28 protein-coding genes are annotated in these 14,680 nt (G+C 41.9%); all 28 read left to right on the top strand.

Annotation, left to right across the window (positions count from 1 at the left end; genetic code table 11):
- On the top strand, positions 1-272 hold a 272-nt coding region (locus FS875_RS06510; RefSeq protein ID WP_483977068.1), incomplete at its 5' end, for an EF-Tu C-terminal domain-related protein.
- A 61-nt stretch (positions 273-333) separates the two neighbouring features.
- Positions 334-642 carry a 30S ribosomal protein S10 gene (rpsJ, locus tag FS875_RS06505; RefSeq protein WP_005773267.1) on the top strand — a complete coding sequence of 103 codons (309 nt, stop codon included), beginning with the start codon at positions 334-336 and terminating at the stop codon, positions 640-642.
- A gap of 27 nt (positions 643-669) precedes the next feature.
- Positions 670-1,407, top strand: coding sequence for a 50S ribosomal protein L3 (gene rplC / locus FS875_RS06500; protein ID WP_144754687.1), 738 nt, complete (start codon positions 670-672; stop codon positions 1,405-1,407).
- A gap of 2 nt (positions 1,408-1,409) precedes the next feature.
- Entirely contained in the window at positions 1,410-2,030 is a 621-nt protein-coding gene (gene rplD, locus FS875_RS06495; RefSeq protein ID WP_144754685.1) for a 50S ribosomal protein L4, read from the top strand.
- Entirely contained in the window at positions 2,027-2,320 is a 294-nt protein-coding gene (locus FS875_RS06490; RefSeq protein WP_120122472.1) for a 50S ribosomal protein L23, read from the top strand. The genes rplD and FS875_RS06490 overlap by 4 nt, the downstream gene beginning before the upstream one ends.
- 21 nt (positions 2,321-2,341) lie before the next feature.
- On the top strand, positions 2,342-3,175 hold the full coding sequence (gene rplB / locus FS875_RS06485) for a 50S ribosomal protein L2 (protein ID WP_144754681.1): 834 nt from the start codon (positions 2,342-2,344) through the stop codon (positions 3,173-3,175).
- Between the two features lie 15 nt (positions 3,176-3,190).
- Positions 3,191-3,469, top strand: a complete 279-nt coding sequence (rpsS, locus tag FS875_RS06480) for a 30S ribosomal protein S19 (protein WP_004855734.1) — start codon at positions 3,191-3,193, stop codon at positions 3,467-3,469.
- Positions 3,470-3,471: 2 nt separating this feature from the next.
- Positions 3,472-3,861 carry a 50S ribosomal protein L22 gene (gene rplV / locus FS875_RS06475; protein WP_005773274.1) on the top strand — a complete coding sequence of 130 codons (390 nt, stop codon included), beginning with the start codon at positions 3,472-3,474 and terminating at the stop codon, positions 3,859-3,861.
- Positions 3,861-4,571, top strand: a complete 711-nt coding sequence (gene rpsC / locus FS875_RS06470) for a 30S ribosomal protein S3 (protein ID WP_005773275.1) — start codon at positions 3,861-3,863, stop codon at positions 4,569-4,571. Before rplV ends, rpsC begins: the two co-directional genes overlap by 1 nt.
- Positions 4,572-4,607: 36 nt before the next feature.
- Positions 4,608-5,021: a 50S ribosomal protein L16 gene (gene rplP, locus FS875_RS06465; protein ID WP_005773276.1), complete on the top strand. Its 414-nt coding sequence runs from the start codon at positions 4,608-4,610 to the stop codon at positions 5,019-5,021.
- A 12-nt stretch (positions 5,022-5,033) separates the two neighbouring features.
- Positions 5,034-5,234, top strand: coding sequence for a 50S ribosomal protein L29 (gene rpmC, locus FS875_RS06460; RefSeq protein ID WP_120100732.1), 201 nt, complete (start codon positions 5,034-5,036; stop codon positions 5,232-5,234).
- Positions 5,235-5,245: 11 nt separating this feature from the next.
- The gene (gene rpsQ / locus FS875_RS06455; protein WP_144754677.1) at positions 5,246-5,485 is read left to right on the top strand and encodes a 30S ribosomal protein S17; all 240 of its coding nucleotides are present in this window, start codon (positions 5,246-5,248) and stop codon (positions 5,483-5,485) included.
- Between the two features lie 143 nt (positions 5,486-5,628).
- Positions 5,629-5,997, top strand: coding sequence for a 50S ribosomal protein L14 (gene rplN / locus FS875_RS06450; protein ID WP_004855715.1), 369 nt, complete (start codon positions 5,629-5,631; stop codon positions 5,995-5,997).
- A 12-nt stretch (positions 5,998-6,009) separates the two neighbouring features.
- Positions 6,010-6,324 (top strand): 50S ribosomal protein L24, encoded by a 315-nt coding sequence (gene rplX, locus FS875_RS06445; RefSeq protein WP_144754674.1) that lies wholly within the window; start codon positions 6,010-6,012, stop codon positions 6,322-6,324.
- On the top strand, positions 6,317-6,874 hold the full coding sequence (gene rplE, locus FS875_RS06440; RefSeq protein ID WP_144754671.1) for a 50S ribosomal protein L5: 558 nt from the start codon (positions 6,317-6,319) through the stop codon (positions 6,872-6,874). The genes rplX and rplE overlap by 8 nt, the downstream gene beginning before the upstream one ends.
- Before the next feature lie 24 nt (positions 6,875-6,898).
- Positions 6,899-7,204 (top strand): 30S ribosomal protein S14, encoded by a 306-nt coding sequence (gene rpsN, locus FS875_RS06435; protein ID WP_005773283.1) that lies wholly within the window; start codon positions 6,899-6,901, stop codon positions 7,202-7,204.
- Between the two features lie 14 nt (positions 7,205-7,218).
- Positions 7,219-7,617 (top strand): 30S ribosomal protein S8, encoded by a 399-nt coding sequence (gene rpsH, locus FS875_RS06430; RefSeq protein WP_005773284.1) that lies wholly within the window; start codon positions 7,219-7,221, stop codon positions 7,615-7,617.
- A gap of 39 nt (positions 7,618-7,656) precedes the next feature.
- Complete coding sequence (gene rplF / locus FS875_RS06425; protein WP_144754668.1) at positions 7,657-8,190, top strand: 50S ribosomal protein L6; 534 nt, start codon at positions 7,657-7,659, stop codon at positions 8,188-8,190.
- A 12-nt stretch (positions 8,191-8,202) separates the two neighbouring features.
- A complete protein-coding gene (gene rplR / locus FS875_RS06420; RefSeq protein WP_144754666.1) occupies positions 8,203-8,565 on the top strand; it encodes a 50S ribosomal protein L18 in 363 nt (120 codons plus the stop codon).
- A 111-nt stretch (positions 8,566-8,676) separates the two neighbouring features.
- Positions 8,677-9,225 carry a 30S ribosomal protein S5 gene (rpsE, locus tag FS875_RS06415; RefSeq protein WP_144754663.1) on the top strand — a complete coding sequence of 183 codons (549 nt, stop codon included), beginning with the start codon at positions 8,677-8,679 and terminating at the stop codon, positions 9,223-9,225.
- Between the two features lie 31 nt (positions 9,226-9,256).
- Positions 9,257-9,463: a 50S ribosomal protein L30 gene (gene rpmD, locus FS875_RS06410; protein ID WP_144754660.1), complete on the top strand. Its 207-nt coding sequence runs from the start codon at positions 9,257-9,259 to the stop codon at positions 9,461-9,463.
- A gap of 20 nt (positions 9,464-9,483) precedes the next feature.
- Entirely contained in the window at positions 9,484-9,951 is a 468-nt protein-coding gene (rplO, locus tag FS875_RS06405) for a 50S ribosomal protein L15 (RefSeq protein WP_144754657.1), read from the top strand.
- Positions 9,952-10,113: 162 nt separating this feature from the next.
- On the top strand, positions 10,114-11,460 hold the full coding sequence (gene secY / locus FS875_RS06400) for a preprotein translocase subunit SecY (RefSeq protein WP_144754653.1): 1,347 nt from the start codon (positions 10,114-10,116) through the stop codon (positions 11,458-11,460).
- Positions 11,457-12,035: an adenylate kinase gene (locus FS875_RS06395; RefSeq protein ID WP_144754650.1), complete on the top strand. Its 579-nt coding sequence runs from the start codon at positions 11,457-11,459 to the stop codon at positions 12,033-12,035. Before secY ends, FS875_RS06395 begins: the two co-directional genes overlap by 4 nt.
- A 180-nt stretch (positions 12,036-12,215) precedes the next feature.
- Complete coding sequence (gene rpsM, locus FS875_RS06390) at positions 12,216-12,584, top strand: 30S ribosomal protein S13 (protein ID WP_100129410.1); 369 nt, start codon at positions 12,216-12,218, stop codon at positions 12,582-12,584.
- 115 nt (positions 12,585-12,699) lie between these two features.
- Positions 12,700-13,089 carry a 30S ribosomal protein S11 gene (gene rpsK, locus FS875_RS06385; RefSeq protein ID WP_005773294.1) on the top strand — a complete coding sequence of 130 codons (390 nt, stop codon included), beginning with the start codon at positions 12,700-12,702 and terminating at the stop codon, positions 13,087-13,089.
- A gap of 94 nt (positions 13,090-13,183) precedes the next feature.
- Complete coding sequence (locus FS875_RS06380; protein ID WP_144754646.1) at positions 13,184-14,197, top strand: DNA-directed RNA polymerase subunit alpha; 1,014 nt, start codon at positions 13,184-13,186, stop codon at positions 14,195-14,197.
- 23 nt (positions 14,198-14,220) lie between these two features.
- Entirely contained in the window at positions 14,221-14,649 is a 429-nt protein-coding gene (gene rplQ, locus FS875_RS06375) for a 50S ribosomal protein L17 (protein WP_144754644.1), read from the top strand.
- Positions 14,650-14,680 lie beyond the last annotated feature (31 nt).

Genomic DNA, 14,680 nt, shown 5'->3' with positions numbered 1-14,680 from the left:
TTAAAGCGGAAGCTTACATTTTGACGAAAGATGAAGGAGGTCGTCATACGCCCTTTTTCACGAATTATCGTCCTCAGTTTTACTTTCGTACCACAGATGTTACGGGTATTGTGACGCTTCCAGAAGGAACGGAAATGGTTATGCCCGGTGATAATGTTGCGATGGATGTGTCCCTGATTGTTCCGATAGCCATGGAAGAGAAGCTTCGTTTTGCTATTCGTGAAGGTGGTCGTACTGTTGGTGCCGGTATCGTTTCTAAAATCATTGAATAAATAATGCTTGTTGAGCGCCTTGATTATTGAAGGCGCTTTATATGACAGGGAAATAAAGAGCATGAACAGTCAAAATATTCGCATTCGCTTGAAAGCGTTTGATCATAGAATTCTTGATACGTCAACGCGTGAGATTGTATCGACTGCTAAGCGGACTGGTGCGAATGTCCGTGGTCCTATTCCGCTTCCGACGCGGATTGAGAAATTTACGGTTAATCGTGGACCGCATATCGATAAGAAGAGCCGTGAGCAGTTTGAAATGCGTACCCACAAGCGTCTTCTTGATATTGTTGATCCAACGCCACAAACAGTGGATGCGCTTATGAAGCTCGATCTTTCTGCTGGTGTGGATGTAGAAATTAAGCTCTGAGGTTTGAGGACAGAAGGAACAGACCCGATGCGTTCAGGTGTAATAGCACAGAAGCTGGGCATGACCCGTATTTATAATGATGCTGGTGAGCATGTGCCGGTGACAGTACTTCGTTTGGAAAATTGTCAAGTCGTTGCTCAGCGTACAGTTGAAAAGAATGGTTATACTGCTGTTCAATTAGGTGTAGGCTTTGCTAAGGTTAAGAATACTTCACAAGCTCTTCGTGGACATTTTGCTAAGGCTTCTGTTGAGCCTAAAGCTAAAATAGCAGAGTTTCGTGTCAGTCCCGATAATCTTCTCGATATCGGTACAGAGATTACAGTGGAACATTTTGTTCCAGGACAGAGAGTTGATGTGACTGGTACCAGTATTGGTAAGGGATTTGCTGGTGTTATGAAACGGCATAACTTTGGCGGGCATCGTGCTTCCCATGGTAATTCGATTACACATCGCGCTCATGGTTCTACGGGACAGTGTCAAGACCCTGGTAAAGTGTTTAAAGGGAAGAAAATGGCTGGCCATATGGGGCAGGTGCGTGTAACAACACAAAATATTGAAGTTGTTTCCACTGATGTTGAACGTGGTTTAATTTTAGTGCGTGGTGCTGTTTCTGGTTCTAAGGGTTCTTGGATTTTGGTAAGAGATTCCGTGAAGAAACCTCTTCCTGATAATGCTCCAAAGCCTGCTGGTATTCGCCGTCTTGTGAAGGAGAAAACGGAAATGGTTACTCCGGTGACGGAAACCTCTGAAGTTGAGGGAGCCTAATAATGGATCTTGTAATTAAAACACTTGATGGTCATGAAGCTGGTAAATTAAAAGTTTCTGAATCTATCTTTGATCTTGTTCCGCGTGAGGACATTTTGCAGCGTGTTGTTCGTTGGCAGCTTGCTCGTCGTCAACAGGGAACGCATCAATCACAAGGGCGCTCTGATGTATCACGAACGGGAGCAAAGATGTTTAAACAAAAGGGAACTGGACGTGCACGGCATTCGTCTGCTCGTGCGCCACAGTTTCGTGGTGGGGGTAAAGCCCATGGTCCGGTGGTTCGTAGCCATGCGCATGATCTTCCTAAAAAGATTCGTGCCCTTGGGTTACGTCTTGCTTTGTCTGCAAAATTAAAAGCAAAAGATTTAATTATTGTGGATGAGTTGACTGTTAAGGATGCTAAAACGAAAAAGCTTGTTTCTCATTTTTCTAATCTTGGCTTTAATAATGCTCTGTTGATTGGCGGGAAAGAGATTGATATTAACTTTTTTCGTGCAGCATCGAATATCCCTAATATTGATATTTTGCCCATTCAGGGAATTAATGTTTATGATATTTTGCGTCGCAGCAAACTTGTTTTATCAAAGGCAGCTGTTGAGGCTCTTGAGGAGCGTTTTAAATGACAGATCTTCGCCATTATGATGTAATTATTAGTCCAGTTATTACTGAAAAGTCGACTATGATTTCTGAATATAATCAAGTTGCTTTTAATGTCGCGCCGAAAGCGACGAAACCTGAAATTAAGGCTGCTGTTGAAGCGCTTTTTAGCGTAAAAGTAAAAGCAGTTAACACGATAGTCCGTAAGGGTAAAGTGAAACGTTTTAAAGGTATTGTTGGTCGGCAGAGTGATGTCAAAAAAGCGATCGTGACACTGGCTGCTGGTCAGTCTATCGACGTTTCGACAGGTCTTTAAAGAGGCTCGGAGATAGGAATAATGGCACTTAAGCAATTTAATCCAACGACACCTGGGCAGCGTCAGCTTGTCATTGTGGAACGTTCTTGTCTTTATAAGGGAAAACCTGTAAAGATGTTGACGGAAGGTTTGTCTTCAAAGGGTGGACGTAATAATCGCGGTCGTGTTACTGCTCGTTTTCAGGGTGGTGGCCATAAACGGAGTTACCGTTTTGTCGATTTTAAGCGTCTTAAGCGTGATGTTTCAGCGAAAGTTGAGCGTTTAGAGTATGATCCTAATCGCACTGCTTTTATTGCACTCATTCGCTATGAGGATGGACAATTAAGTTATATTCTTGCACCACAGCGTCTTGGTGTTGGTGATTGTGTTGTTGCTGGTTTAAATGTTGATGTTAAACCAGGGAATGCTATGCCTCTTGGTAATATGCCGGTAGGTACAATCATTCATAATGTTGAAATGAAGCCTGGAAAAGGGGGACAGATTGCACGTTCAGCGGGTGCTTATGCGCAGTTAGTTGGGCGAGATCATGGTATGGCTATTCTTCGTTTAAATTCTGGGGAACAGCGTATGGTCTCTAGCAGCTGTTTTGCAACGGTTGGTGCTGTTTCAAATCCTGATCATGGGAATATTAATGATGGTAAGGCAGGTCGATCACGTTGGCGTGGTAAGCGTCCACATGTTCGTGGTGTTGCTATGAACCCTGTTGACCATCCACACGGTGGTGGTGAGGGGCGTACATCGGGGGGGCGTCATCCAGTGTCTCCTTGGGGTAAGCCTACAAAGGGTAAGCGTACGCGCTCCAATAAAGCCACTGATAAGTTTATTATGCGTACGCGTCATCAGCGCAAGAAATAAGAAAGGTAGTCTGAAGTGGTTCGTTCAGTTTGGAAAGGTCCGTTTGTTGACGGCTATCTTCTTGGTAAAGCAGAGAAGGTACGTGCAAGTGGGCGCAATGAAGTTATAAAAATATGGAGTCGTCGCTCTACTATTTTGCCGCAATTTGTTGGTTTGACTTTTGGTGTTTACAACGGCAATAAGCATATTCCTGTTTCTGTTTCTGAAGAGATGGTTGGACATAAGTTTGGTGAGTTTGCTCCTACCCGGACTTATTATGGTCATGGTGCCGATAAAAAAGCGAAGAGGAAGTAGGAATGGGAAAAGCTAAGGTTCCGCGCCAGCTTAAAGATAATGAAGCAAAGGCTGTCACACGAACAATTCGTGTTAGTCCGCAGAAGCTTAATTTGGTTGCTGCAATGATTCGTGGTAAAAGAGTTAATGTGGCGCTTGCTGATTTAACATTTTCGCGTAAACGTATTGCTGCTACTGTGAAAAAAACGCTTGAATCAGCGATTGCAAACGCAGAAAATAACCACGATCTTGATATTGATTCGCTTGTTGTAGCGGAAGCTTATGTTGGTAAGTCGATCGTGATGAAGCGCTTTCATGTTCGTGGTCGCGGACGTGCGAGTCGAATTGAGCGTCCATTTTCACATCTTACTGTTATTGTTCGTGAAGTTAGCGAAAAAGTGGAGGCCGCATAATGGGTCAGAAGATCAATCCAATAGGACTTCGTCTTGGTGTTAATCGGACCTGGGATTCTCGTTGGTATGCTGATAGTGGTGAATATGGGCGTCTTCTTCATGAAGATTTGAAAATTCGTTCTTATGTGCTTGAAGAGCTTAAACAGGCAGCGATTTCTAAGGTTGTGATTGAACGTCCTCATAAAAAGTGTCGTGTTACGATTCATTCTGCACGTCCTGGTTTGATTATCGGTAAAAAGGGTGCTGATATCGAGAAGCTTCGTCGTAAGCTTTCAGAAATGACCAATGCTGAAACTTCATTGAATATTGTGGAGATTCGTAAGCCAGAGATTGATGCGACGATTATTGCGCAATCAATTGCTCAACAGTTAGAGCGTCGTGTTGCTTTTCGTCGTGCCATGAAGCGTGCTGTTCAGTCTGCTATGCGTCTTGGTGCGGAAGGTATTCGTATCAATTGCTCTGGTCGTCTTGGTGGTGCTGAAATTGCGCGTATGGAATGGTATCGTGAAGGGCGTGTTCCACTTCATACCTTGCGTTCTGATGTCGATTACGGTACAGCAGAAGCTAAGACCGCTTACGGTATTTGTGGTATTAAAGTTTGGGTCTTTAAGGGTGAGATTCTTGAACATGATCCGATGGCTTCGGAACGTCGTGCTACGGAAGCTGATCAATCTGGTTCTTCATCGAATCGTCGCCGCGAAAATGCTTAGTTTTTGAAATTGAACTAAAATTTGGAGTAGAGAACAATGTTGCAGCCAAAGCGCACAAAGTTCCGTAAGCAGTTCAAGGGCCGTATTCACGGTGTTGCGAAGGGTGGTACGGATTTGAATTTCGGTGCCTACGGTTTGAAGGCTGTTGAGCCGGAGCGGGTTACTGCTCGTCAAATTGAAGCGGCACGTCGTGCGATTACACGTTATATGAAGCGTTCTGGTCGTGTATGGATTCGCATTTTTCCAGATCTTCCGGTTACATCTAAACCGACGGAAGTTCGTATGGGTAAGGGTAAGGGAAGTGTTGATTATTGGGCAGCACGTGTTGCTCCTGGGCGCGTCATGTTTGAGCTTGATGGGGTTCCTGAGGATGTTGCACGTGAAGCACTAAGGTTGGGCGCTGCAAAGTTGCCTATCAAAACGCGTTTCATCCAGCGTATTGCTGAATAAAGAGGTTAAGCGATGAGAGCCAGAGAATTACGGGCGCAAACGCTCGACCAAATGAAAGATGAATTGGCTAAATTAAAGAAAGAGCAATTTAATTTGCGCTTTCAAAAAGCAACAGGTCAATTGGAAAAGACTGCACGTGTTAGACAAGTTCGTCGTGATATTGCGCGTATTAAGACTTTTCTTCGTCAAAAGTTAAGTGAAAGTAAGGTTTAAGGAAATAAGAGATGCCTAAACGCGTTTTGCAGGGTATTGTTATTAGCGACAAAAGCGATAAAACTGTCGTTGTAAAAGTGGAGCGTCGTTATTCTCATCCGCTTCTTAAGAAGACTGTTCGGCAGTCTAAAAATTATAAAGCGCATGACGAAAACAACCAATTCAAGATTGGGGATCAGGTTTCTATTCAGGAATCTAGACCAATTTCAAAAGATAAATGTTGGATTGTTGTGAAAGACAATGTAGCGTAATGAGCTAAGTTTATTGTTTTAGAATTTAACAGTGGTTTTTCGTTGATAAATTTGAAGACGGTAGCTTTATGTTTATTTGGCAGGCAAATCTGAGTGTATAAAAGATACAGGCGGATATATATGTTAAGAGAAGGTGGCCAGTCATGATTCAGATGCAAACAAACCTCGACGTTGCTGATAATTCTGGTGCTCGTCGTGTCATGTGCATCAAGGTGTTAGGCGGTTCAAAGCGAAAATATGCTTCGGTCGGTGACATTATTGTTGTTTCGGTTAAGGATGCTATTCCTCGTGGCCGTGTTAAAAAGGGTGATGTTATGAAAGCTGTTGTGGTGCGTACTGCTAAGGATATTCGTCGCGCAGATGGTAGTGTCATTCGTTTTGATAGTAATGCTGCGGTTTTAGTGGATAATAAAAAAGAGCCGATCGGTACGCGTATTTTTGGGCCTGTTCCCCGTGAATTGCGTGGGAGGAATCATATGAAGATCATCTCACTTGCTCCTGAAGTGCTATAAGGAGTTGATGTTATGCAGAAGATTCGAAAAGGTGATAAAGTTGTCGTTTTATCCGGTAAGGATAAAGGATCGAGTGGTGAAGTAATTAAGGTTAGCCCAAAAGAGAATAAGGCTTTTGTTCGTGGGATTAATATGATTAAACGTCATCAACGTCAAACACAGAAGCAAGAAGCTGGAATTATTTCTAAAGAAGCTCCGATTCATCTGTCTAATTTGGCGATTGCTGATCCTAAAGATGGTAAGCCTACACGCGTGGGCTTTCGTGTGAATGCAGATGGTAATAAGGTACGTTTTGCCAAGCGTTCGGGAGAGTTGATTAATGGCTGAGGAAAGACAAATACCGCGTATGAAGACGCATTATTTTGAAGTGATTCGTAAAGCGCTTCAAGAGAAGTTTAATTACAAAAATACAATGCAAATACCGCGGATTGATAAAATTGTAATTAATATGGGGATAGGTGAAGCAACTGCTGATTCAAAGAAGCCTTCCCTTGCTGCTGAAGATTTAGGACTCATAACAGGTCAGAAGGCTGTTATTACCCGTGCGCGTAATTCTATTGCAACCTTTAAGGTTCGTGAAGGAATGCCTCTTGGGGCTAAAGTGACATTGCGTAAAGATCGTATGTTTGAGTTTTTAGATCGTCTTGTTACGATTGCTCTTCCGCGCGTTCGTGACTTTCGGGGTTTAAATCCAAAAAGCTTTGATGGTCGTGGTAATTTTGCTATGGGTATTAAAGAACACATTGTGTTTCCAGAAATCAACTATGATAAGGTTGATCAAATTTGGGGCATGGATATTATCGTTTGTACGACAGCGAAAACGGATGATGAAGCGCGCGAGTTATTGCGTGCCTTTAATTTTCCTTTTCGTTCGTAACGGCAAACGTAGCGAGGTGAAATTATGGCCAAAGTAAGTGCCGTTGAAAAAAATAAGCGTCGTGAGGTGATGGTGAAGCGTTATGCTGCGCGTCGTGCACGTTTGAAAGCAATCGTTATGGATCAGAAGGTCTCTCTTGAGGAGCGTTTTAAGGCTTCTGTTCAGTTGGCAGAATTGCCGCGTAATTCTTCGAAAGTTCGTATTCGTAATCGCTGTGAGGTTTCGGGGCGTCCGCGTGCTTATTATCGTAAGTTAAAAATGTCACGGATTGCATTGCGTGAACTTGGCTCTATTGGCCATATTCCTGGTATTGTAAAGTCTAGTTGGTAAGAGGAGATTATTTAATGTCTATGTCAGATCCTCTTGGTGATATGTTAACACGTATTCGTAATGCACTTGGTCGAAAAAAAGGCAAGGTGGTTACTCCAGCTTCAAAGCTTCGTGCACACGTTCTTGATGTTCTTCAGTCGGAAGGTTATATTCGCGGATATAATCAGGTTGATTTAGGTGATGGAAAAGCGGAGCTTGAAATCGAATTGAAGTATTTTGAAGGGATGGCTGCTATTCGTGAAATTTCGCGTGTGTCAAAGCCTGGTCGTCGTGTGTATGTTTCTGCTAAGTCACTTCCTCAGGTGGCAAATGGTTTAGGTATTTCGATCTTATCGACTCCTAAAGGTGTTATGGCTGATCATGAAGCGCGTGAACAGAATGTTGGTGGAGAACTCCTTTGTCGTGTTTTCTAAGTTATGTCCAAGAAAACAGAAGAAAAATAGGTTAGAACAATGTCTCGTATTGGAAAAAAGCCCATTTCAATTCCTTCTGGAGTTACCGCAACTGTTGAAGGTCAGCTGGTCAAAGCAAAAGGTCCGAAAGGTGAACTGAGTTACGTCGTAAATGATGAAGTCTTAGTTAAATTCGAGGACAATGTCATATCCGTTACGCCGCGGGATCAGTCAAAAGATGCGCGCTCTAAATGGGGAATGTCGCGCTCAATGATTGAAAATATTTTTTGTGGTGTAAAAGATGGTTTTGAGAAAAGGTTAGAGATCAATGGGGTTGGTTATCGTGCTGCTTTGCAGGGTAGGGATATTCAACTCTCTCTAGGTTTTTCACATGATGTGGTTTATAAAGTTCCATCAGGTGTTACTGTAACTGTTCCGAAGCCCACAGAGATTGTTATTTCTGGAATTGATAAACAGCAAGTTGGACAAGTTGCAGCGGAGATTCGCGAATATCGTAGGCCTGAGCCTTATAAAGGTAAAGGTGTTAAGCATGCAGATGAACGTATCTTCCGTAAAGAAGGTAAAAAGAAATAAGGATTTTGTATTATGGTTTCATCTAAGGACATTATCCAGCGTCGTGCAAGACGTGTTCGTCGTAGAATCAAGATGGTTTCTCATGATCGTCCGCGGCTTAGCGTTTATCGTTCAAATCAGAACATCTATGCGCAAGTTATTGATGATTTACGGGGATGTACACTTGTTTCAGCTTCTACTCTTGAAAGTGATTTGAAAAAATCCTTAAAAAGTGGTGCTGATAAAGAAGCCGCTTTCGCTGTGGGTAAGTTAATTGCTGAACGTGCGAAGCAAGCTGGTGTCAATGAAGTGGTTTTTGATCGTGGCGCTTATGTGTACCATGGTCGAATCAAAGCTTTGGCTGAAGCTGCTCGTGAAGGTGGTTTGAATTTTTAAAGTTTCCTCCTTATGGATGGGGTTGGATACTTTAGAGCATTTCGTTTAGGTTCTTCCGATTTTATGAAGAGCTTTGTTATCGTGCTTCCGGAAAAGAAAAAGGAATGAGGAATGGCACAAAAAGAACGTGGTGAAAGAGAAGAACGCGATAATGAGTTTGTCGATAGGCTCGTTCATATTAATCGTGTTGCTAAAGTTGTAAAGGGTGGTCGGCGTTTTGGTTTTGCTGCTCTTGTTGTTGTTGGAGATCAGAAAGGGCGTGTGGGCTTTGGACACGGTAAAGCTCGTGAAGTTCCTGAAGCCGTTCGTAAAGCAACGGAATCTGCAAAGCGTGGAATGATTTATGTCCCACTTCGCTCGGGACGCACATTGCATCATGATCTTGAAGGTCGTCACGGAGCAGGGCGTGTTTTGCTCCGTTCAGCATCTGCTGGTACTGGTATTATCGCTGGGGGACCGATGCGTGCTATTTTTGAAGCTCTTGGTATGCAGGATGTTGTTGCAAAATCACTAGGATCATCAAATCCTTATAACATGGTTCGTGCAACATTTGATGCACTGAAACGTCAAATGCATCCGAGAGATATTGCAGCTCAGCGCGGTATTAAATATTCGACTTTGCAGGCGCGTCGTCGTCATTTAGTCGATGTAGAAGGGTAGTTTCTGAGATTGTCAGAAAAGGAATTAGGAAATGGTTCAGAAAAAATCTCAGAGTAGTAAAACTGTGACAGTAGAGCAAATTGGAAGCCCTATTCGAAATTCACAGATTCAGCGTGCAACCTTGAAGGGGCTTGGGCTTAATAAAATGCGTCGCCGGCGCGTTTTAGAAGATACACTTTGTGTACGAGGTATGATTGCTCGGGTTCGGCATCTTGTTCGCGTTATAGATGAAGATTAAGGGTTGCAGGAGTATTAGATATGAAACTCAATGAACTACGTGATTGTAAAGGCGCAACAAAAAATCGTAAGCGTGTTGGGCGTGGTATTGGTTCAGGTACTGGTAAGACTGGTGGTCGCGGTGTAAAAGGGCAAAAATCCCGTTCTGGTGTCTCTCTTAATGGTTTTGAAGGTGGACAAATGCCTATCTATCGGCGTTTACCAAAACGTGGGTTTAAAAATTTCTTTTCTAAAGCCTATAATGAAGTGTCCTTGGGACGTGTTCAGTTGGCCGTTGATGCAGGTAAGTTGAACATTGAAAAGCCTGTTGATATGATTGCTTTGAAAGAGGCTGGTATTATTCGTCGCGAGAAAGATGGGGTTCGCCTTCTTTCTGATGGCGATTTGAAAGCTAAGATTACCTTTCATGTTTCTGGAGCTTCACAAGCTGCTCGTGTTAAGATTGAAAAAGTGGGTGGTCAGGTTATTTTTCCTGATGTTGTTCAATAATTTTTTTGATACAAATCATGATTTAAAGAAGAGGTAAATCTATACTTTTCAATATTTTGTGGAGAATTATTTAAGTTCTGCAATTATTTGTGTATAAAGATATGAATTTTAGAGTTATAGTTCTGTGATTTAAAGAACTGAAGTGTGGAGTGGAGACGTTTTATGGCATCAGCAGCAGAGCAATTTGCTTCCAATATTAACTTCGGTACCTTTTCGCGTGCAACTGAATTAAAGAAACGTATCTGGTTTACTCTGGCGGCACTTCTTGTTTATCGTTTCGGTACTTATATTTCTCTTCCAGGTATTAATATCGATGCTTTGCGGCAGACATTTGAACATCATGCATCAGGTGTTTTAGGACTTTTTAATATGTTTGCTGGAGGTGCTGTTGGGCGTATGGCAATTTTTGCGCTAGGAATTATGCCTTATATATCAGCATCTATTATTGTACAATTACTTACGTCCGTTATTCCTTCTTTGGAGACTCTAAAAAAAGAGGGGGAGGTCGGTCGTAAGGTGATTAATCAATATACGCGCTATGTGACAGTCATCTTGGCTATTCTGCAAGCTTTTGGTATTGCGGTTGCGCTTGAAAGCGGTATAGGGACAGGACTTCAAATTGTTCTAGAACCAGGTCTCATGTTTCGTATCTCTTCTGTTATTACACTTGTTGGTGGGACAATGTTTCTCATGTGGCTTGGCGAGCAAATTACCTCTCGCGGTGTTGGTAATGGGGTTTCTCTTATCATTTTTACAGGGATTGTCGCTAACTTTCCTTCTACTTTTGCTCAACTTTTGACTGCGCATAGTCAAGCTGATTTATCAACTTTTCTTTTAATAGCGATCGTCTTTATTGCTGTCTTGGTTATCGCACTTATTGTTTTTATAGAACGTGCACAACGGCGAATTCTTATTCAGTACCCAAAACGTCAGGTTGGTAATCAAATGTTTCAGGGTGATATGTCGCATCTTCCTCTAAAATTGAATACTGCTGGTGTTATTCCACCTATTTTTGCTTCGTCTTTATTATTATTACCCGCCACTATTAATAATTTTTCTGATAAAATGCCACAATGGATGCAAACTATTTCTTATTCTCTTGGTCATGGGCAGCCACTTTATATGATTGTTTATGCATTTTTAATGGCGTTTTTTTGCTTTTTTTATACGGCTATTGTGTTTAATCCGAGTGATACTGCGGATCAGTTGAAAAAGCATTCTGGTTTTATTCCAGGAATTCGTCCAGGTGAGCGTACAGCGGAATATATTGATTATGTTTTGACACGTATTACTGTTGTGGGTGCTATTTATATTATCTTGGTTTGTTTACTCCCTGAATTTATGATATCTGCATTCCAGGTTCCTTTTTATCTTGGGGGGACGTCTTTGTTGATTGTTGTGACTGTTACTCTTGATACGGTTGCTCAAATCCAGGGGCATCTTGTTGCACACCAATATGAAGGATTGATAAAAAAATCAAAACTTCGTGGAGGTCGAAGAAATCGATGAGAGTAGTTCTTTTAGGTCCTCCTGGAGCAGGGAAAGGGACGCAGGCTAAAATGTTGACGGAGGAATATAATATTCCTCATTTATCAACAGGAGATATGTTACGTGAAGCTATTGCTAAAGAAACAGAAGTTGGTAAAAAAGCTAAAGCTATTATAAGTTCTGGTGCTTTAGTCCCTGATAGTGTTGTTAATCAAATCGTATCAGATCGGATTGATGAAGCTGATTGTATAAACGGTTTTATTTTGGATGGGTATCCAAGGACTGTAGGACAGGCAGAAGCATTACAACAGATCCTTGAGTCCAAAAATATGCGTCTTGATGCTGTTATTGAGTTGCATGTTGATGAAGATGCCTTGATTGAACGTATGGCGAAGCGTGTTCAGGAGACGATAGCGGCCGGTGGACATGTCCGTTTAGATGATAACCCTGTTGCTTTTGCAAAAAGATTAGTAGAATACCGTGAAAAAACTTCCCCTTTATCAAAATTTTATTCAGAGAGAGGAATGTTGAAGGTCATTGATGGAATGATTGGTATTGCTGAGGTGACACGTATGATTAAAGGTTTTCTTTCATAAGATTTTTTTTAGAAGTAAATGAAAAGAGTTGACTTTTGAGATAAAATCTATCACAAACAACTTTAATTTATTTCAGTTAAATAAGCGGATTCGGAAGGATTGTGTTCTGAGTCTATTTTTTTCTGTAAGGTACATCAGGTATTTTATAACAATTTGTCAACATAACTAAGGAGAGTAGGCGTGGCTCGTATTGCTGGCGTCAATATCCCGACAAATAAGCGTGTAATTATAGCGCTTCAATATATCCACGGGATTGGACCAAAATTTGCTCAGGAAATTATTGAAAAGGTTGGCATTCCCACCGGGCGTCGTGTGCATGAACTTTCAGATGCGGAGGTGTTGCAGATTCGTGAGGCAATCGATCAGGGATATCAAGTTGAAGGTGATCTTCGTCGTGAAGTTGCTATGAATGTTAAGCGTTTGATGGACCTTGGTTGTTATCGTGGATTGCGTCATCGTCGGTCTTTGCCTGTCCGAGGACAACGTACACATACAAATGCTCGTACGCGTAAGGGACCTGCTAAAGCAATCGCTGGTAAGAAGAAATAAGAAGCTTTTTGAAAGTTTTTTATATATTCTATTTTTTGTTGAAAGCGGTTCGACAAGAAAGAGAAGGTGGAGCTGCTGATGTTACGGCAGTGTTGAGATCGTTGAAAGGAAAATTATGGCCAAGGAAGCCACACGTGTTCGTCGTCGCGAACGTAAAAATATTTCATCGGGTGTTGTGCATATCAATTCAACATTTAATAATACAATGATTACCATTACAGATGCTCAAGGGAATGCGATTGCTTGGTCATCTGCTGGTGCTCAAGGGTTTAAAGGAGCGCGTAAATCTACACCTTTTGCTGCTCAAGTTGCTGCGGAAGATTGTGCGAGAAAAGCACAAGAACATGGTATGCGTTCTTTGGAAGTTGAAGTTTGTGGTCCTGGGGCAGGGCGTGAATCTGCTTTACGTGCGTTGCAATCTGTTGGTTTTGTCATTACTTCTATTCGTGATGTAACACCAATTCCTCATAATGGATGTCGTCCGCGTAAAAGGCGGCGTGTTTAATTGGGTGTTGTTTTTTGTTGTCGGAGATTTCTCTGATGTTCACATTGGTCGTTACGATTGAATGGTAACGGAACTAAAGAACGGGAATAAAAATATGATCCAGAAAAACTGGCAGGAACTTATTAAACCCAATAAGGTTGAATCATATACGCATGATAATCCAAATATTACAAGCGTAATTGCTGAGCCTCTTGAGCGGGGATTTGGTTTGACTTTAGGAAATGCACTTCGTCGTGTGTTGTTATCTTCGCTTCGCGGCGCTGCAATTACTGCTGTACAGATTGATGGTGTCTTACATGAATTTTCATCAATTCCAGGTGTCCGTGAGGATGTTACAGATATTATTCTGAATATAAAGGAAATTGCACTTCGTATGGAAGAGGAAGGGCCTAAACGTCTCGTCGTTTATAAAGAGGGTCCTGGTGTTGTGAAAGCAGGGGATATCAGTATCGTTGGGGATATGGAAATTCTCAATCCAGATCATGTTATCTGTACTCTTGATGAAGATGCTGAAATTCGTATGGAATTTATTGTCAACACAGGGAAAGGGTATGTTCCATCTGATCGGAATTCTGTCGATGATGGGCGCATAGGACTCATTCCAATTGATAGTCTTTATTCACCAATTCGTAAAGTATCTTATAAAGTGGAAAATACACGTGAAGGTCAAGTTCTCGATTATGATAAATTGACGTTAACGATTGAAACGAATGGTGCGGTTAATGGAGAAGATGCTGTCGCTTTTGCAGCACGCATTCTTCAGGATCAATTATCGTTATTTATTAACTTTGAAGAACCACAGAAAGAGCCTGTTGAAGAGGCGGATTCTGAGCTTTCCTTTAATCCAGCGCTTCTCAAAAAGGTGGATGAATTAGAACTTTCCGTTCGTTCGGCAAATTGTCTTAAGAATGATAATATTGTCTATATTGGTGATCTTATTCAAAAAACAGAATCTGAAATGCTTCGCACACCAAATTTTGGTCGTAAGTCTTTGAATGAGATTAAAGAAGTTTTAGCATGTATGGGGTTACATCTTGGAATGGAAATTCCTGCATGGCCGCCTGAAAACATTGATGATCTTGCTAAACGTTATGAAGATCAGTATTAAAATTAGAATTTAGGAGAGAGCTTATGCGCCATAGTAAGTCGGGCCGCAAGTTGAACCGGACTGCCAGTCACCGTAAAGCGATGTTTGCAAATATGGCAACTTCGTTGATCGAGCATGAGCAGATTGTGACAACACTTCCAAAGGCTAAAGAAATTCGTCCTATTGTTGAAAAACTTGTTACTCTCGGTAAGCGTGGTGGTTTGCATGCACGTCGACAAGCAATTGCAGCACTTCGCGATACAGGAAAAGTTGCAAAGTTATTTGATACACTGGCGCCGCGTTATGCATCACGCAATGGTGGGTATTTGCGTATTATGAAAGCGGGGTTTCGTACCGGTGATAATGCGCCCATGGCTGTCATAGAATTTGTTGATCGTGATGTCGAAGCAAAGGGGGCAGCAGATCGTGCTCGTATCGAGGCTTCAGAGAATGAGAAGGGCACGTCCTCATAATTTTTTTATTCTATTGCATTTTAAAAGGCCG

Source organism: Bartonella saheliensis (assembly GCF_902162175.1).
Note: the sequence above shows the minus strand (reverse complement) of the source record. Positions and strands in the feature narration are given on the sequence as shown.

What these genes read in the sequence shown, in the direction of transcription:
- rpsJ (WP_005773267.1), top strand. Translation starts at nt 334, where the DNA reads ATGAACAGTCAAAATATTCGCATTCGCTTGAAAGCGTTTGATCATAGA.
- rplC (WP_144754687.1), top strand. Translation starts at nt 670, where the DNA reads ATGCGTTCAGGTGTAATAGCACAGAAGCTGGGCATGACCCGTATTTAT.
- rplD (WP_144754685.1), top strand. Translation starts at nt 1,410, where the DNA reads ATGGATCTTGTAATTAAAACACTTGATGGTCATGAAGCTGGTAAATTA.
- FS875_RS06490 (WP_120122472.1), top strand. Translation starts at nt 2,027, where the DNA reads ATGACAGATCTTCGCCATTATGATGTAATTATTAGTCCAGTTATTACT.
- rplB (WP_144754681.1), top strand. Translation starts at nt 2,342, where the DNA reads ATGGCACTTAAGCAATTTAATCCAACGACACCTGGGCAGCGTCAGCTT.
- rplV (WP_005773274.1), top strand. Translation starts at nt 3,472, where the DNA reads ATGGGAAAAGCTAAGGTTCCGCGCCAGCTTAAAGATAATGAAGCAAAG.
- rpsC (WP_005773275.1), top strand. Translation starts at nt 3,861, where the DNA reads ATGGGTCAGAAGATCAATCCAATAGGACTTCGTCTTGGTGTTAATCGG.
- rplP (WP_005773276.1), top strand. Translation starts at nt 4,608, where the DNA reads ATGTTGCAGCCAAAGCGCACAAAGTTCCGTAAGCAGTTCAAGGGCCGT.
- rpmC (WP_120100732.1), top strand. Translation starts at nt 5,034, where the DNA reads ATGAGAGCCAGAGAATTACGGGCGCAAACGCTCGACCAAATGAAAGAT.
- rpsQ (WP_144754677.1), top strand. Translation starts at nt 5,246, where the DNA reads ATGCCTAAACGCGTTTTGCAGGGTATTGTTATTAGCGACAAAAGCGAT.
- rplN (WP_004855715.1), top strand. Translation starts at nt 5,629, where the DNA reads ATGATTCAGATGCAAACAAACCTCGACGTTGCTGATAATTCTGGTGCT.
- rplX (WP_144754674.1), top strand. Translation starts at nt 6,010, where the DNA reads ATGCAGAAGATTCGAAAAGGTGATAAAGTTGTCGTTTTATCCGGTAAG.
- rplE (WP_144754671.1), top strand. Translation starts at nt 6,317, where the DNA reads ATGGCTGAGGAAAGACAAATACCGCGTATGAAGACGCATTATTTTGAA.
- rpsN (WP_005773283.1), top strand. Translation starts at nt 6,899, where the DNA reads ATGGCCAAAGTAAGTGCCGTTGAAAAAAATAAGCGTCGTGAGGTGATG.
- rpsH (WP_005773284.1), top strand. Translation starts at nt 7,219, where the DNA reads ATGTCTATGTCAGATCCTCTTGGTGATATGTTAACACGTATTCGTAAT.
- rplF (WP_144754668.1), top strand. Translation starts at nt 7,657, where the DNA reads ATGTCTCGTATTGGAAAAAAGCCCATTTCAATTCCTTCTGGAGTTACC.
- rplR (WP_144754666.1), top strand. Translation starts at nt 8,203, where the DNA reads ATGGTTTCATCTAAGGACATTATCCAGCGTCGTGCAAGACGTGTTCGT.
- rpsE (WP_144754663.1), top strand. Translation starts at nt 8,677, where the DNA reads ATGGCACAAAAAGAACGTGGTGAAAGAGAAGAACGCGATAATGAGTTT.
- rpmD (WP_144754660.1), top strand. Translation starts at nt 9,257, where the DNA reads ATGGTTCAGAAAAAATCTCAGAGTAGTAAAACTGTGACAGTAGAGCAA.
- rplO (WP_144754657.1), top strand. Translation starts at nt 9,484, where the DNA reads ATGAAACTCAATGAACTACGTGATTGTAAAGGCGCAACAAAAAATCGT.
- secY (WP_144754653.1), top strand. Translation starts at nt 10,114, where the DNA reads ATGGCATCAGCAGCAGAGCAATTTGCTTCCAATATTAACTTCGGTACC.
- FS875_RS06395 (WP_144754650.1), top strand. Translation starts at nt 11,457, where the DNA reads ATGAGAGTAGTTCTTTTAGGTCCTCCTGGAGCAGGGAAAGGGACGCAG.
- rpsK (WP_005773294.1), top strand. Translation starts at nt 12,700, where the DNA reads ATGGCCAAGGAAGCCACACGTGTTCGTCGTCGCGAACGTAAAAATATT.
- FS875_RS06380 (WP_144754646.1), top strand. Translation starts at nt 13,184, where the DNA reads ATGATCCAGAAAAACTGGCAGGAACTTATTAAACCCAATAAGGTTGAA.
- rplQ (WP_144754644.1), top strand. Translation starts at nt 14,221, where the DNA reads ATGCGCCATAGTAAGTCGGGCCGCAAGTTGAACCGGACTGCCAGTCAC.